The organism is Pseudomonas sp. S2_E01 (assembly GCF_054668365.1).
The window spans coordinates 2,200,670-2,216,263 of the sequence record NZ_CP162762.1 but is presented as its reverse complement, the minus strand read 5'-3'; the positions used below and the strand labels follow the sequence as shown (position 1 = coordinate 2,216,263).

15 protein-coding genes and 2 pseudogenes are annotated in these 15,594 nt (G+C 58.0%); 10 read left to right on the top strand and 7 right to left on the bottom strand.

Features of this window, described 5'->3' with window-relative positions; translation table 11 throughout:
• Positions 1-24 precede the first annotated feature (24 nt).
• On the bottom strand, positions 25-684 hold the full coding sequence (locus AB4O36_RS10165) for a carbonic anhydrase (RefSeq protein ID WP_460124451.1): 660 nt from the start codon (positions 682-684) through the stop codon (positions 25-27).
• Positions 685-795: 111 nt separating this feature from the next.
• Between AB4O36_RS10165 and cynR the strand changes: the two genes are divergently transcribed.
• Positions 796-1,683 carry a transcriptional regulator CynR gene (cynR, locus tag AB4O36_RS10160; RefSeq protein WP_460124448.1) on the top strand — a complete coding sequence of 296 codons (888 nt, stop codon included), beginning with the start codon at positions 796-798 and terminating at the stop codon, positions 1,681-1,683.
• Positions 1,684-1,929: 246 nt separating this feature from the next.
• Positions 1,930-2,154 (top strand): hypothetical protein, encoded by a 225-nt coding sequence (locus AB4O36_RS10155; protein ID WP_460141643.1) that lies wholly within the window; start codon positions 1,930-1,932, stop codon positions 2,152-2,154.
• 293 nt (positions 2,155-2,447) lie between these two features.
• Here the strand turns inward: AB4O36_RS10155 and AB4O36_RS10150 are convergent, their stop codons facing one another.
• Complete coding sequence (locus AB4O36_RS10150) at positions 2,448-3,236, bottom strand: nucleotidyltransferase domain-containing protein (protein WP_460141642.1); 789 nt, start codon at positions 3,234-3,236, stop codon at positions 2,448-2,450.
• Between the two features lie 702 nt (positions 3,237-3,938).
• Here AB4O36_RS10150 and AB4O36_RS10145 point away from each other — a divergent pair.
• The 5 genes from AB4O36_RS10145 to AB4O36_RS10125 all read left to right on the top strand — a co-directional run bounded on the left by AB4O36_RS10145 (position 3,939) and on the right by AB4O36_RS10125 (position 9,016).
• The gene (locus AB4O36_RS10145) at positions 3,939-4,295 is read left to right on the top strand and encodes a VOC family protein (RefSeq protein ID WP_460124439.1); all 357 of its coding nucleotides are present in this window, start codon (positions 3,939-3,941) and stop codon (positions 4,293-4,295) included.
• A 60-nt stretch (positions 4,296-4,355) separates the two neighbouring features.
• Entirely contained in the window at positions 4,356-4,820 is a 465-nt protein-coding gene (locus AB4O36_RS10140) for a hypothetical protein (RefSeq protein ID WP_460141641.1), read from the top strand.
• Between the two features lie 214 nt (positions 4,821-5,034).
• Positions 5,035-5,559, top strand: coding sequence for a sigma-70 family RNA polymerase sigma factor (locus AB4O36_RS10135; RefSeq protein ID WP_460124433.1), 525 nt, complete (start codon positions 5,035-5,037; stop codon positions 5,557-5,559).
• Entirely contained in the window at positions 5,556-6,500 is a 945-nt protein-coding gene (locus tag AB4O36_RS10130; RefSeq protein ID WP_460141640.1) for a FecR domain-containing protein, read from the top strand. The genes AB4O36_RS10135 and AB4O36_RS10130 overlap by 4 nt, the downstream gene beginning before the upstream one ends.
• Before the next feature lie 92 nt (positions 6,501-6,592).
• On the top strand, positions 6,593-9,016 hold the full coding sequence (locus tag AB4O36_RS10125; protein WP_460141639.1) for a TonB-dependent siderophore receptor: 2,424 nt from the start codon (positions 6,593-6,595) through the stop codon (positions 9,014-9,016).
• A 131-nt stretch (positions 9,017-9,147) separates the two neighbouring features.
• Here AB4O36_RS10125 and AB4O36_RS10120 read toward each other — a convergent pair.
• Positions 9,148-9,660, bottom strand: a pseudogene (locus tag AB4O36_RS10120) (GNAT family N-acetyltransferase); the annotation flags it as partial.
• Between the two features lie 27 nt (positions 9,661-9,687).
• Positions 9,688-9,795: pseudogene (locus tag AB4O36_RS10115) on the bottom strand (hypothetical protein); the annotation flags it as partial.
• Between the two features lie 214 nt (positions 9,796-10,009).
• Between AB4O36_RS10115 and AB4O36_RS10110 the strand changes: the two are divergent.
• The 3 genes from AB4O36_RS10110 (at position 10,010) to AB4O36_RS10100 (ending at position 12,693) form a co-directional block, all read left to right on the top strand.
• Entirely contained in the window at positions 10,010-10,921 is a 912-nt protein-coding gene (locus tag AB4O36_RS10110; protein WP_460124331.1) for a LysR family transcriptional regulator, read from the top strand.
• A 118-nt stretch (positions 10,922-11,039) separates the two neighbouring features.
• The gene (locus AB4O36_RS10105; RefSeq protein ID WP_460124329.1) at positions 11,040-11,870 is read left to right on the top strand and encodes an SDR family oxidoreductase; all 831 of its coding nucleotides are present in this window, start codon (positions 11,040-11,042) and stop codon (positions 11,868-11,870) included.
• 58 nt (positions 11,871-11,928) lie between these two features.
• Positions 11,929-12,693 (top strand): SDR family NAD(P)-dependent oxidoreductase, encoded by a 765-nt coding sequence (locus AB4O36_RS10100; protein WP_460124326.1) that lies wholly within the window; start codon positions 11,929-11,931, stop codon positions 12,691-12,693.
• A gap of 710 nt (positions 12,694-13,403) precedes the next feature.
• On the opposite strand, the gene AB4O36_RS10095 is transcribed toward AB4O36_RS10100, so the two are convergent.
• The 3 genes from AB4O36_RS10095 to AB4O36_RS10085 form a co-directional block, all read right to left on the bottom strand.
• On the bottom strand, positions 13,404-14,174 hold the full coding sequence (locus AB4O36_RS10095; RefSeq protein ID WP_460124323.1) for a molybdopterin-dependent oxidoreductase: 771 nt from the start codon (positions 14,172-14,174) through the stop codon (positions 13,404-13,406).
• Positions 14,167-14,790 carry a cytochrome b/b6 domain-containing protein gene (locus AB4O36_RS10090; RefSeq protein ID WP_460141638.1) on the bottom strand — a complete coding sequence of 208 codons (624 nt, stop codon included), beginning with the start codon at positions 14,788-14,790 and terminating at the stop codon, positions 14,167-14,169. The genes AB4O36_RS10095 and AB4O36_RS10090 overlap by 8 nt, the downstream gene beginning before the upstream one ends.
• Before the next feature lie 71 nt (positions 14,791-14,861).
• Positions 14,862-15,470, bottom strand: coding sequence for a hypothetical protein (locus tag AB4O36_RS10085; RefSeq protein WP_460141637.1), 609 nt, complete (start codon positions 15,468-15,470; stop codon positions 14,862-14,864).
• Positions 15,471-15,594: the final 124 nt, after the last annotated feature.

Below are 15,594 nucleotides of genomic sequence, written 5' to 3'. Positions count from 1 at the left end.
TTATCTCCTCGATAGATACCGGGTTCAGGCAACTTGCCTGGCTTTTTGGGAAACGGCGTGGACTTCAGGGTTGTCGGCGAGGGACACAAAGGTCCCGGTGCTGCCATCGAAGGCGTCGATACGCCCACTCTCGATGTCATAGATCCAGCCGTGAAGGGTTACGCGCCCCTCTTCAAGGGCAAGGCGCACCGACGGGTGAGTCTGGATATTGGCCAATTGCGCGATCACGTTTTCGCGCACCATTGCCGCGACTTTGGTTGGCTGATCCTTGTGCTGGCGGGCTTCATTCACCACCCGGGCGGAGTCGGCGTAGCGCAACCAGCCAGCCACGGCGGGCATGTGATCCAGGCATTTGCAGGTGGCAATGGCAGTCATCGCACCGCAGTCGGAGTGACCGCAGATCACTATGTCGGCGACCTGCAGCGCAGCGACGGCATATTCGACCGAGGCCGACACACCGCCCGGCTCCGGGCCGTAGGAAGGCACGATGTTGCCTGCGTTGCGGATCACGAACAGATCGCCAGGCTCGCGCTGGGTGACCAGTTCAGGTACCAGGCGACTGTCAGAACATGAGATGAACAACGCCCTCGGGCTCTGCTGTGTGGCCAAATCCTTGAACAGCTTGATCCGCTCGGGAAAGGCGCTTTTTTGGAATTTCAGAAAACCGTCAATGATGTCTTTCATGGCTTTTATCTCGGTGTCTCGGGGTGTTGAAGCCAAGATTACGGCGCACCTTTCATAAGGTAAAAGTCTCATTTATTATTCAGCTCATCAGATAATCTTATGAGGTCGACCATGCTCGCCCGACACATCCAGTACTTCCTCGCCGTCGCGGAACATCACAGCTTTACGCGGGCCGCTGCCGCCCTGCATGTTTCCCAGCCTGCATTGTCCCAGCAGGTCAAGCTCCTGGAAGAAAATCTCGGCGCCCAGTTGTTCGATCGCTCTGGACGCACGACCTGCTTGACCGATGCTGGCAAGGCCTATCTGGAGTATGCGCGCCGGGCCTCGCAGGAGCTGCGCGAAGCAAAACGAGCGATCCATGATGTGAGCGACCTCAGTCGCGGCTCGTTACGGGTGGCTGTGACACCGACCTTCACAACCTATCTGGTGGGGCCCTTGGTCGAGGCGTTTTACTCGCGTTACCCTCAAATCACCCTGAACGTGCAGGAGATCTCCCAGGAACGCATGGAAGACCTGATTCTCGCTGGTGAATTGGACGTAGGAATTGCGTTCGATGAAATACACAGCCCGGACATCGACGCCCTACCGTTGCTGATCGAAACCCTCGCCCTGGTGGTGAGCCGCGCACACCCCTTGGCGCAGGAGAAGTCCATTGGCCTTCAAGCCCTGAGCGGCGAGTCGCTGGTTCTTCTGAGTACAGAGTTCGCCACCCGCGAACAGATCGACCGCTACTGCCGCAAGCACGGCATTCAGCCCAAGGTGCGCATGGAAGCCAACGCACTGGGCGCGGTGATTGAAATCGTGCGCAGGACCACCCTGTCCACGCTACTGCCCGCGAACACAGCCTTCGCCCACGACGACCTTCTGGCCATCACCCTCGAGCCCGAACGCTTGCAGCGCACCGCCGTTCTTATGCAGCGCAAGAACGCCTATCAAAGCGCCGCGACTCGGGCTTTTATCGAGCTGGCGAAAGAGGTGTCTACTCGACTGGATGAGTGAGAGTGTCGGAATCGCCGACGTGCGTGGGTTACGCCAAAAGCCGAACGCGAAGCCCTGGCGAAAAGACTCCAGCAGTTGACGGTGGAACCTGTTCACCCGGCTGGATGAGTCCAGCTCTCGACCAACCGGACCTCATCCCTTCGGGAAGCTGGCATTGCGGTATTCGACTCAACCGCGAACCAGCTTGCATCAGGTGCTCCGTCACAATGAGTGCATGGTGTTGTTCACCGATTTCAAGGAAAGATCATGTCCTTCAATTCGCACAAACGAAAATTACTGGATGAAAGCGAACCACTCGCGCACCGTGGGTCCCACGGGCGCTCCTGCGCCCTGCTGGTCGCCCAAAAATTGGGATTGACACGTGATGCGGTCATTGAGCGAGTGGCACAAAACAGCAGCGTCGATCTGCACAACCCTCAGTCATCTGCTGACCTGCTGATCGCGCTGGCGGAGTTGGAGAGCATGCGTTGAGGTTGATCGTGACTTGTCTCTGGTAGCTCCGTGAGCTCGATACTTCTGTACAAAGCCCACGTCTCGATGGCGTCCTCAACCGAAGTCGTTAACCCTCGCCTTGCGTTTACTTGGCTCGGCCTTTACCAAGAATCCGAGCCAACGATTCGGTGCGCTCATTAGCGACCGGGAGCTATCGGCTGTGGACTCAACCGGTCGAAACAGCCGACCAAGTAAAACCACATTTGACGAACGTATATACGTTCTTCTCTATTCGCCATTGGTCACGCGAGAGCATTGCGTCGCTGAACACCTTACCCCCAAGTTTCGTTTAATACAGCTCGAAACAGTTCCGAGAGCAATGGCTCAACGTCTTTACGCTCGCTACGAGTCGGCTGGATCGACTCGAGTCGATCCAGCTCCCTTGCAATAAACTGTTGGATGGGCCTGATCTGAGGTGAAAGCCCCATCTCTGGAGACTCGCGCTTGATCGCAAGCAAATCATCAATGGATTGCTGGAGCCCCGGCTCGCGCCCTATGAGACAGCACAGCTTGTCGAACTCTATGGGGGCCGGCGTACCAAACTGCTCCAGCCACCTTACCGATAACAGCGGACGCAGAACGTAGAAGTATTTTTTTAGCGGCACCTGAGTGGCTTGCAGGTATCCTCTATAGTTAGTTTTAGCCATGCTGCGATAATGGTAGATACCACTTTCCACCGAATACACCTGCGGCAATAACTCCTTTGCCCTCTCGTGGAAGCTACCAGCATGCTCATAGATGATGGTCGACTGTATCCACTCAACAAACCCTGGATTGGACTTCCAAAACAACCTGAGCGCTTTTCGTAGATCCCAACCATTGATATCCATTTCGTCAACGATCGGATACTCGATGACGTCACGTTGCTCCTCAAGGCCAATTGAGAGATACCATTCCGGCTTATTTACGTAGATGAAGCGCGCATCATAGTCGCTGTTGGGAGAGGCAAATCCCCAGGCGCGGCTACCTGATTCAACAGCTAAAAGCACTTTCACATCATGCTCATCTTCAGCACGGCGTAGGCGCTCTCGGACCTCTCCTTGAACAGCTATAGAAACCATTAACCAACTCCCTATTTATGATACTTCGATTGCACGCTACTCATCGCGAGGTGAACTGTCCAGCGACCGCTTCTGGCCGAATAGCGGCAACAGTAGCGCACGACTGCTCACGCTCGTGACAAGTGGACGCAACTATATGATGACCGGAGATTGGGGTGCTGTGTCGGTGACGTGCGACGCGCTCATAGTGAAATATCATCACGATAGTCGTGTGTTTTCCCGCACCGGCCTCCAATAGCCAAGAAATGGATCCTGAGGCGAAACCAACCTCCACGTTTCATTACACGCTATACACCTCAACCATTTTTCTTCAAATCCTGTTCCCGCATAACTGTCCTGAACAGGGATCAGCTTTACCCTTCCAGCGCTCACCTGCTCAGTGATCCAAGCAACAAACCGCTTATACTCAAGTGGCGATGAAAACCCCTCTATCACTTCCCAACTACACTCATTCATCGTCGAACCATCGCTCTGTTCATTGTGAAATCTATCGGAAACAGCATCTGACTGTCTCCTCCAACCAGCCACGCCCTAAAGCAAGCCGAGGGATCCAGGTTGTAGCGACAGCCAATCAGTTCCACTTCCAAATATCTGCCCCGAACGCGTGAATCGCACGCGCACCTTCACCCGCCACTACCTCATTCATGAGACAGCGCGATTACGTTACACTCGTGGCCCTAAACATCAGCCAGGGAGGCGAGCATGAGCGTTCGCGGCAAAGACCGACAAATCGATAATATCGAGCTGAATGTCAACGACATCGTCCGTAGCAAAGCCTTTTACGGCAGCGCATTCGGTTGGACATTCGTCGACTACGGCCCCACCTACACTGAATTCACCGACGGCCGCCTCACTGGCGGTTTCACGACAGGCGAGCCCGTTCGACCGGGTGGGCCTTTAATCATTTTGTACGCCGACAACCTCGCTGACACACAACGGCGGCTCGAAGCTCTGAGTGCGGTTATCACCCGCGAGATATTTTCGTTCCCTGGTGGCAGCAGGTTCCACTTCACGGATCCAGATGGCTATGAACTGGCCGTATGGACCGAGCAGCAGTAAGTATGCGTTAGCCCCTCGCAGACAAATCACTTATCTTTTTTAATGAATGCGGATGTTGTAATGAACAAGATTGCCCTGCCGTTTTTGGTCCTGTCGCTGTGCCTGCATGGTTGCGCCGAAATGCCTGCTTACTCGAATGTCGAGTCCGATGAGGTAAGCGATGAGTCCCGTTACACTGTCGTCGAAACCGAGACTTATGCGGGAAGAAGCAAACGCAGCCTCCTGGATTTGCAGCCAAACCTGAACATCATCCGGGTCAACGACAAAAAGGTCGGCGACATCCCCTTCTCCACTTACTACTACAGGAATGACTCGCCCCAGCGCGCCGTCCTCATTCCGGGCAAGTACACCCTGCAGCTGGAGTACCGGCTGCCTCAACACTTCATGTTTGCTGATCTGGAATTCGAGGGCAAACCCGGGCAAAAAATTATCGCGCGGTCACAGTACGTCGGGCTCAATCGCTTGCAGATCTGGCTGGAGGATGCAGCCACGGGTGAACCGGTCGGTCAGGCCGTGCGCTATTAGGGAGCCGATTGTCTAGCGGGTATCGGCCGCCCGCTGGCACACATGACTTCACTGATCCGTCATCGGAATCGTATAAACGAGCTTCGTCTCTCAGCTATACCGCTATCGCGCACGGGAGCAACGGAGCTCGCAGGCATACAACGCTACAGCCACCAGCCTTGAAAAAATCGCAGCACTGGCGATAATGATAAGAATTATCATTCAGTACATTCCAATGACCCACATTGCGCTCGCTTCCTTCAGTGCTCGGCAGACCGTTCTCCACAGTCTTTTCGGCGACCATCATGGTTGGTTGCTCAGTCGCCTGCGGGCGCGGTTGGGTTGTACTCATGATGCCGCTGACATGGCTGCCGAGGTGTTTGCTCAGGTTGTGGCTTTGTCTGAGCCGCAGTCGATACGCGAACCTCGGGCGTTGCTGACCACCATTGCCAAGCGATTGATGTACGACGGTTGGCGGCGGCGCGATCTGGAGCGTGCTTATCTGGAAGCGTTGGCGTTGCAACCACAAGCGTTTGAGCCCTCCCCTGAAGTCCGTGCGTTGGCGATTGAAGCACTGCTTGAAATCGATGCCTTGCTCGCCGGTCTTTCTGCGCGGGCTCGTACTGCATTTTTGTGCAGTCAGGTGGATGGAATGAAGTACGCCGACATTGCCGAGTTGATAGGCGTCTCGACCATTCGAGTACGTCAATACGTGGCCAAGGGGTTGAAATTGTGCTGCCAGAATCTGGTGCGCGAATGAAGCACGCGCGCTCTGCGGTCGATGAGGCTATCGAATGGACGGCCTGTATGCGATCAGGCGAAGTCATGGCCGACGAACAAAAGGCGTTCGACGCCTGGTTTACCAACCCTGCCAATGCGCAAGCCTGGGAGAAAGTGCAGGCCCATCTGGGCGCTACTTTCCCCCCGCTCCTGCGTGGCTCCGACTCCCACATGCGTCAAGTTTTACAGGCCCCTGATTTGCGGCGACGTCGCTTGCTTCGTGGGGCGCTGGTGTTCGGCGGTGTTGGCATTGGTGCAACGCTGATTGGCCGTCAGAGTGCACTGTTCCCTACGATCGGAGCCGATTTGCGGACCGCTACGGCGCAGCGGGGTGATTTCAATCTATCGGATGGCAGCACGTTGCGGCTGGATGCACGCAGTGCGGTAGATATCAATTTTACGGATAGCGAACGCAACCTGGTGCTGCGCTCCGGGAAGTTGATCATTGAGGTCAGTGACGACCCTCGGCCATTCATCGTGCAAACGTCCCACGGATTTGCACGCGGTGCTGGCGCTCGGTTCATGGTTGCGCTGCAGGGTAATTCAACCCATGTGTGGGGCCTGAGATCTAGCGTCTGCATTGGTCGCGGCAATGATCGTTGTTCGGCGCTCCAAAACGGCGAAGGTGCTCGGCTCGGCTTGAAGGGCATCACACCACTGGCGGCTCATCGTAAAGGTGAGAGCAGTTGGGAGAGTGGCAAACTCAGTGTCGATGACTGGTCGCTTGGGGAGGTGATCGAGGCCTTGCAACCCTACCGACGCGGGGTGATCCGCATCAGTCCGGCAGCGGCCCGGCTTCGTGTATCCGGTTTATTTTCTCTGGATAACAGTGAGCGCGCACTGACCTCATTGGCGCAGATTCTGCCGGTACGCATAGAGCAATACCTGGGGTTCTGGACCCAGATCGAGCTGCTCGGCTAAGTTTTTTTCATCTGCCCTATATCGCTTTTTCAGTCTCGTTGGACATAGGCATTAACCGCTAATAAAAGCGCAGCCGCCAACACGGAGTACCTATGTCCAATCGTTTCAATGCTACGCGCAGGCTGACGTCTGTGTGCTTATCTGTATTGCTGGCTCACGCGTCGACCAGCTCGGCAGATTCGGCGTCGACGCAAAGCCAATCGCTGCAACACTTCGACTTGCCGGCCGACTCCCTGGTGACAACCCTCGACCGCATCGCTCGCCAAAGCGGTCACGAAATCGTTTATGTGCCCACTCTGGCTGCCGGGCTGCGTGCTCCGGCCATCAAGGGAACCATGAATGCCGAGCAAGCGGCCCAAATGGCGATTGAAGGCAGCGGATTGTCGGTACGCACGACCTCGGATGGCACCTTGACGCTGGATGCCCTTGGCAGCATGGAGCTACCGGCACAGTCGATCATCGGCATGCAGACCCAGGCGCCCACCGTATCGGTGGGTACCAAAGTCCCGTTGCGTCTTCGAGAGGTACCGCAGACGATCAACGTGATCGGCCAGGAGCGTATTCAGAAGCAAAATCTCTACACCCTCGAAGATGCCCTGGGCAAGGTCGGTGGCGTCACGGTGCAGCGCATCGACGCCAGCCGACTGAGCTTCTTCTCGCGGGGTTTCGAAATGACCTCGTTGCAACTGGACGGGACGCCGACCACCATGGACAACAGGGTGTTCCTGTCACCCGACCTGACCATGTATGACCGCGTCGAGGTCCTCAAGGGCCCGTCTGGCAGCCTGACCGGTGCAGGCGGCCCCGGCGGCAGTATCAACCTGGTCCGCAAGCGCCCGTTGGCCGAGGCAGCCGTTTCAGCAGAAATCAGTGCCGGCTCCTGGGACGACTATCGAGGGATGGTTGACGTCACCGGCCCCTTGACCGAGAGCGGTAATGTGCGCGGGCGCCTGGTGCTCAGTGAGCACGACAAAGGTTATTACTACGACGGTGGCGGAAAGCGGGAGTCGAACCAGGTCTACGGCATTGTCGATATCGACCTGACGCCAGACACCGTCTGGACAATTGGTGCAAGCAATCAGAACACCGACATCCGTGGCGCCCAACGCTCTCTCCCGGCCTATCGCTACACCAATGCAGCCGGTGAAGCCGCGATGTCGCTGCCGGACCCATCGCGCAAGAACTTTTACGGTGAAGACTGGAACCGCGATTACTTCTGGAGTACCGCCGTCTTCACCGAGCTCGAGCATCAGTTGGGTGATGGCTGGAAGACCAAGTTGTCGCTGCGGCATGCCGATAACAATTACGATTTGACCCAGGCTTACGCACGTAATGGCGGCGGCATCGACCCGGCGGACAACCTGGTGTCGATGAACTCGATCATGTTCGATTACCGCGAGAAACAGGACGAGGCGGACGTCTATGTCGACGGCCCGTTCAACTTCCTGGGGCGTGAACATAAAGTGCTGGTGGGCGCCAACTATTCGCGCTCCGAGTTTGCTTCCAACGGCGGCTACTTTTCGAATTTTCTGGGGGACGTGGATCTCGACAACCCACAGCCCGACTTCGCCTACCCGGCTTTTCCTGATTCGGACAAGTTGCCCACCAGTGTTGCCAACACCCGTGCAAAAGCGCTCTACAGCAACCTGCGCTTGAGCCTTGCCGACCCTCTGACCCTGGTACTCGGCGGGCGCGTGACCTGGCTTGAGATGCACCGCAGCCAGCACCAACCCGAGGCCGGCTCACCGTCGGAAAAAAGCGCAGACAGCGTGTCGCAGAAGTTCACGCCGTTCTACGGGCTGATCTACGACCTCAACGAGAACTACTCGGTGTATGCCAACTATTCCGGCGTGTTCCAGCCACAGGCTGTCAGCAATCTGGACATCAACAACAACATCATCAAGCCGCTGGAAGGCAAGCAGCATGAACTGGGTATCAAGGGCGAATTCCTCGATGGCGCGTTGAACGCCTCGTTGGCAGCGTTCCAGATCGAAGAAGAGAATCGCGCGATTCCGGACATGAATGATCCGGATTCACGGGCCGTCGTTGCCAGCGGCAAGGCGCGCACACGCGGGTTCGAGGCTGAGTTGAGTGGACAGATGACACCCGACTGGTTCCTCACCGCCAACTTCACCCATACCTACAAACGCTATGACAGCCCCAACGAACAGTTGCAGACCTACCTGCCGAAAAACATGTTGCGGGTATGGAGCCTGTACAAACTGCCCGGCGAGCTCGAGAAGTGGAGTGTCCAGGGTGGCGTCAGCGTTGTCAGCGAGACCTACAACAAGCTGGATGTTCCGGGCATCGGCATGGACGGCACCAAGCTCCGCCAGGGTGGATACGCCTTGTACGATGCGGGCATTGGCTACCAGATCACGCAAAACTTCTCCGCTGATCTGCTCGCTACCAACCTGACTGACAAGAAGTACTTCCAGCGGATCAACACGTTCCAGGACGGGAATATCTTCGGTGACCCCCGTGCCGTGTCCATGACACTGCGCGCCAAGTTCTAATCACCATTGCCTGACACGCACACGGCATACCTCGGTATGCCGTTTTTTATCAGCACCACGCTGTGCGATACCTCTCCAAACCGCTCATTCGCACCCAACCCGTCGCTTGCGTCCGATCTACCCTCCAGCCTCGGGTGGCAGGCCCGAAAAACAAGGCTAGGGGCCTGACCGGGGACATCGGCAAGAATGCCCACCTGCTGCATTCCGATTTTTTCAAGCACGGATATGGACGCGGAATGGGCAGGCCGGACGACCGCATGAATCTGCGGAAGCATCAGCTCCGTGAACCCAAAATCAAGCGCACTCCTGCCCAGTTCGGTGGCGTAGCCCTTCCCCCAGGCCGCAACCGCAAACCGATAACCCAGATTCAGCCGCTCCACTTCAAGATAGTTGCGCGCATCGATGCCGCCAAAGCCTATGACGGTACCTGGCGCTTCAAGAGTGGCGATGGCCCATTGTCCATAACCGTTTTCTCGCCAGTGCTTGAGCCAATCCTCCAGCAACGATTCGGCTTGATCAATCGCGGTCAACGGGCCCGCCGGGTTGAAACGATGGGTAGCGGGGTCCCCGTAGATAGCGAACAGGCTGCCCAAGTCTTGCGCGCCGGGCCGACGTAGCAGGAGTCTCGATGTCTTTCGCTGCATGGATGCGTCAACTCCTTTGAACACGTTCATGACCGTGTTGCCGCGCATGAAAATCTCACCCACACTCGTTCCGACCAAGGGGACCGGCTCAAGGGTCTGCGGATCGGCAACCATGAGCCTTTCCAGTGTCGGATAGCACTGCTGCAATCGGCGATCGACTGGCGTAATGGTGCCGCATCATGTACAGGCAAACACAACACTTCGATGAAATCACCGAGCACGCCGCGGCACTGCCCCATTGCTCGCAGCAGTACGACAAACTAACGCCGGGTGCGTTGTAAACGCAAACGCGACTGCTGGCTGGTCCGGCGTTGCATCCGACGACATTCGAAATAGAGACCCGATACCCATGATCAATGTTGCCGACCTGTCCCCGAGCGAACTCACCCACCTGCGGGCCTTTCAAGTGGTGGCGCAGCGCTTGAACTTCTCCCAAGCCGCACAGGCGCTGGGGGTCAAGCCGTCTGCGCTGAGCCACACCATCCGTACATTGGAAGAGCGACTGGGTGTTCAGTTATTCAACCGCACGACTCGCAGTGTCTCCCTCACGCCTGCGGGCCAGGCACTGGCCGCTCGGATTGGCCCTGCCATGCAAGCCATTGGCTGCGCGCTGTTGGATGCGCGTCGTATCGCCTCCCGGCCGAGCGGCACCATCCGGCTCGTCGCGACGCGCACTGCCGCGAGGTTGCAGGTCGCCCCAGCGTTGGCGCGGCTCGCCGCCGTAGCACCGGATGTCGTGCTGGACATGACGGTCTCCGATGCGATCGGCGACTTCGTCGCAGAGGGTTTCGACGCCGCGCTCCGTCCCCACGAGGTGATCGACCAGGACATGGTTTCGGTCAGGATCGGTTCCGATCTACGGCAGATAGCCGTTGCGTCGCCGGCCTATCTGGCCGAGTTCGGCAGGCCTTCCACGCCTGAGGATCTGAGCCGGCATCGCTGTATCCAATGGCGCTGGGAGGGACGTGAGACGCCCTATGCCTGGGAGTTCGTGCGCGACGGTAGTTGGTTCGAGGTGGCGGTCGCCGGCCCATTGATCGTCAATGATCGTGACGTCGCCATCCATGCGGCACTCGCGCATCTCGGGATTGCGTTCGCCACGGAGCTTGAGGTCGAAGAACATCTGGCGTCAGGCAGGCTTGAAGGCTTGCTGATCGATTGGAGCGACGTCTTTCCCGGTCATCATCTGTGCTATCCCAAGCAACGCCAGATGCTTCCCGCATTACGCGCGCTGATCGACGTTCTGCGCGGCGAGCCCTGATTATCCGATTTCATTCACAACCGTAAGCGAAACGCGGGGCATTAATCACGGCCCTCTCAACACCTATATTGCTTCTCGACATCAGGCCCACACCGGGCCGATGCGAAGGAGCAACATCATGTCTAAAGTCTGGTTGATTACGGGTATCTCACGCGGTCTGGGTCATGCGCTCGCCAAAGCGGTGTTGGCTGCCGGAGACGCGGTCATTGGAACAACACGAAACGGCGATACACCAAAGGGTCTGTCCGGTGATCTGGTGGTCATGCCTTTCGAAGCGACCGACCCGGACAGTGCACACCGGTTGGTAGCCGACGCGTTCGGCGCTCATGGGCGTGTCGACGTTCTGGTCAACAACGCTGGCTACGGTCTATTGGGGGCCATTGAAGAAACCGACGATCAAGCAGTGCGCGAGCTGTTTGAAGTCAACGTGTTTTCGCCCTTCAGGGTCATCCGGGCGGCACTTCCCCACCTGCGGGAGCAGGGACACGGCCACATCATCAATCTTTCGTCCATTGCAGGCGTCGCTCCGAGCGTGGGTGCAGGGATCTATGGCGCCACCAAAGCCGCGTTAGCCGCAATGTCCTACAGCCTGGCGGCCGAGGTTGCTCCCTTCGGTACGTGGGTGTCCGTTGTTTCTCCTGGAGCATTCCGGACAGAGTTTCTCAGCAAGGAATCCATTCATAGAACCACTGGACAAGCGGCCTACCCCAAGGTCAACGACGCCGTCGCGAAATGGGCGTTGAACGACGGCATGCAACAGGGCGATCCCGTACTGGCTGCCGCTGCGATCGTGCAACTGGTCGCCGCCGATAAACCTCCGCTCGACCTCCTGCTGGGACAGGACGCACTGGATCGTGCAGAGGTGCGTGCCCACCGAATGGCGACCGACGTGCGCGATTGGCGATCCATTTCGGCCGGCACCTCGTATGTTGCACCCGACAAGGCCTGAAGGCGCAACCGCGCCACCGTGAAGCAGCAAGACCGTCCATACAGCAGAGGTAAAAATCGTGAACACAACGACCGTACCCAACCAGGATTTCAAAGGTAAAGTTGCCATCGTGACCGGCGCCGCGAGCGGGATAGGACTGGCGACAGTCAAACTGCTCCATGCGCGCGGGGCATCCATCATCGCGCAGGATATCGACCCGGCCGTTGAAGCGCTCGCGCAACCCGGCATCTTCCCAATCATCGCGGACGTGACGGAAGAAAGCGCCGCTCAAAGGGCCGTCGCAGAGGCTGTGGGGCAGTTCGGCCAACTGGACATCCTCGTCAATAACGCGGGCATCATTATCAACAAGCGGGTGGTGGATATGACGCTCGAAGACTGGGACCGTATCTTCGCCGTCAACATCCGCGGTGTGTTCCTGCACTCGCGGGAGGCGATGCGTGCGATGATCCCTAATGGCCAGGGCGCCATCGTCAATGTGGGCTCGTACGCCTGCTTTCAGACCTTCCCCAAAATCAGCGCCTACGCCGCGTCGAAGGGTGCCCTCGCGCAGTTCACTCGGTCCCTGGCGGTTGAAGCGATCGATCATGGCATCCGAGTCAACGCGGTCGGCTCCGGGGACACGATCACCAACATCCTCAATCAACTCCACGAAAACGGTGCCGATGCGCTCGCCGAGTATGGGAGTCGTGCTCCGATCGGACGGGCCGCACGACCGGAAGAGATCGCCAAGGTGATCGCATTCCTCGCCTCTGATGACGCCAGTTTCATGGTCGGGTCTATCGCCATGGCCGATGGTGGCAAAAGCCTCGTGCTACCCAGCTGACAGACTTCGGGCCACGAAACCTAGCCGTTTTCACCGACATCCGTATGTTTAAGTCCCTCGGCTCCAGAATCTGACTGGACGAAAACATGGCTTGCGGGTGAGCCGGGTTTTCGACGGCGCCAAATCCGAACGTCGGGGGTTCGCAATGGCGCTCGAGCCATCTCGATCGGAACCCAGGTGAGCGTGATTGCGGACAATGCCACTGCAACTGCGAACGCATTCAGTCCGCCTTCGCAGGAACATTCAGAGCAAGGGTCGTGCTCAGCGTCATCAGGCATGCACGCGATCGGGTCATCGACAGGCTGCAGGGAGAGCGGCCTGCCCTCCTCGTCGACCCAGCTAACTTTGATCACGTCACTGTTCACCAAAGCGTCTCGATCGGGGAAGCTGAAATCGGCAATGTCCAGGCCACTGGCTCGAGTACCTGGCACTGATCGACCAGGTCTGCTCGGGGCGCTGGCCGCGTACTTGCGCCACTCCAAGGATTGAAGCAATGCCTCCATTTCCGGTCGATGTGACGCGTTCGTGGTGGATTCAGATAGCACTTGTGCATTTGTTGTATCGGGCTGCTGCACACGAAGCCTGGACTGAGCCTGTAATTGGGCGTGAAACTGCGCCCCCTCGGTTGCCACCCGCTGCTTGTTTTCGGCAGTCGGCCACGCGGATGGGACCGACGATACAGTAGAAATGCTCGTCACAAGGGCGTCTCCTCAGATCCCGCTGAACCAGTTGTAACCCTGGTCTTCCCAATACCCGCCCGGGTTTTGGTTACTCACGACAATCTCGACCACGTGCTTGGGGTTCTTGAAGCCCAACTTGGTGGGAACTCGAATCCGCAGGGGATAACCGTACTCAGGCGGCAGCGCGACTTCGCCGTAATCCAGCGCCAGCAGTGTCTGCGGGTGCAAGGCGGTCGGCATGTCCAGGCTGGAGTAATAACGATCAGCGCATTTGAACCCGACAAATTTCGCCGTGGTGTCAGCGCCGACGTGCTCCAAAAAAGTCTTGAGGGGTACGCCTCCCCACTGCCCGATGGCGCTCCAGCCTTCGACACAGATCAGGCGGGTGATATCGCTGCGTTGCGGCAGTTTTCGCAGGCTCTCGAGTGTCCAGGGCGCCTTGTCCCTGACCAGGCCGGAAACCGCCAGCGAGTAACTCGCCAGGTCCACTTCGGGGATGTCGTCCTGGCCATAGAATGCGTTGAACGGGAAAGGCGTGGTGATCTGTGCCCGGGTGAAGGTCGGCGCCAGTTTCTGACCGCTGAACAGCCACGCCTGAACCCGGTCGTTCCAGCGCGACATGGCCCACAGGACTTTGTCGACCTGGTCACCGTCCTGCAGGTTGCAACCGGTCAGCATCGACATCGCGCCAACGGTCAAGCCTGCGCGCAGGAAATGGCGGCGCTGGATACTCTCCAGCTCACGCTGTTGCGCGGGCTCCAGCCGGATGCGCTGAACAGCTCTTTTGTTGGCTTCAGTCATGGGTTTTGTGTCCGCTTTCAAGGGGCCGCACGCCCCCGGTGATCATTGGCAGCAAGGTCCTGGGCACCAGCAGCACCAACGCAAGGTGGACCACGACGAATGCAGCAATCATCGCCATCGCGGCAAAATGGACGTAGCGAGCGACGTCATAGCCGCCCAGCAGCGCGACCAGCTCTTGAAGCTGAATGGGTTTCCAGATCGCCACGCCCGAGATCACGATGAGTGCGCCTGCCGCCAGCACCATCCAGTACATCAGTCGCTGCACAGCGTTATAAACGCCCTTCTCGTGCACCAGCCGAAACCGAAGAGCATCCGTCAGATCATGTTTCAACGCAGGGAGGCCGATGGGCAGCAGCGCTCGCTTGAAATGCCGACTGAATAACCCGTACGCCACATAAATCAAAGCGTTGATGAACAACAGCCACATGAACGCGAAATGCCAGGCCAGCGCCCCTCCCAACCAGCCGCCCACGGTCACCGTCACCGGAAACCTGAACGCGAACAGCGGCGAAGCGTTATAAATGGCCCAACCGCTCATGAACATGCAGACCATACAGACGGCGTTGAGCCAGTGGGTGAGCCGAACCGGCCAGGGATGAATGGTTTTGTGTCTCACGTGTTTCCCCTCAGGAATCATCCGTGAACCGCAGCGACGCCACGCGGCACCGCTGCGGCCTTTTCAGGTGATTACATCGGTGGCTGGAAGCCATCCTTGCCCACCGCAATACCGCGCGCGGTGCCATCGGCCGCCGGGAACACGACGATCTTGGTGCCTTTGACCAACTCGTCGACTTTGCTTGGCTCGACGTAGGCGATCGGGACATCATCCGGTACGACGATTTGCTTCTCGCCGCCCTTGTAGTTGACGGTCAACGTGCGACCGTCGGCCTTGGACAGTTTCCCTACAGTGCCGTTGGTCATCGTGCCGGTGCTGCCATCCGCGTTCTGCCAGCCGTAATGACCTTCGCCGCTGCCCTTGAGGCTGGCGTCAAATACAGTGACCTCCAGCGCTTTCAACGAACCGTTGGCCTGGGGGATGGCTGCCGAGCCAATGAAGCTGTCGGACTTGATCGAATCGACAGTGGTTTTCGATACCCGGTTGATACCGGTCTTGTCGGTCAGGCCGATGGTCTGCTGCGCACCGGAGCGTGTGGTGAACGTCAGCGTGTTGTTGCTGACGCTTTCTACCGTGCCGCGCAGCGGCTTGATCAGCGGCATGTCCGCCGCGGTGGCGATGACGGCGGCACTGAGCATCAGCAGACCGAACGTAGTGGACAGGGCGTTTTTGAGTTGCATGGGGACGATTCCTCACGGATTGATGTGCCGCCATCCTCGACCGCAGACCAGGACCTCAGGATGACCGCCGAATGACATTTTTGTCATTCGTCCGCCCTGCCCCTGAATGACAGAAATGTAACCG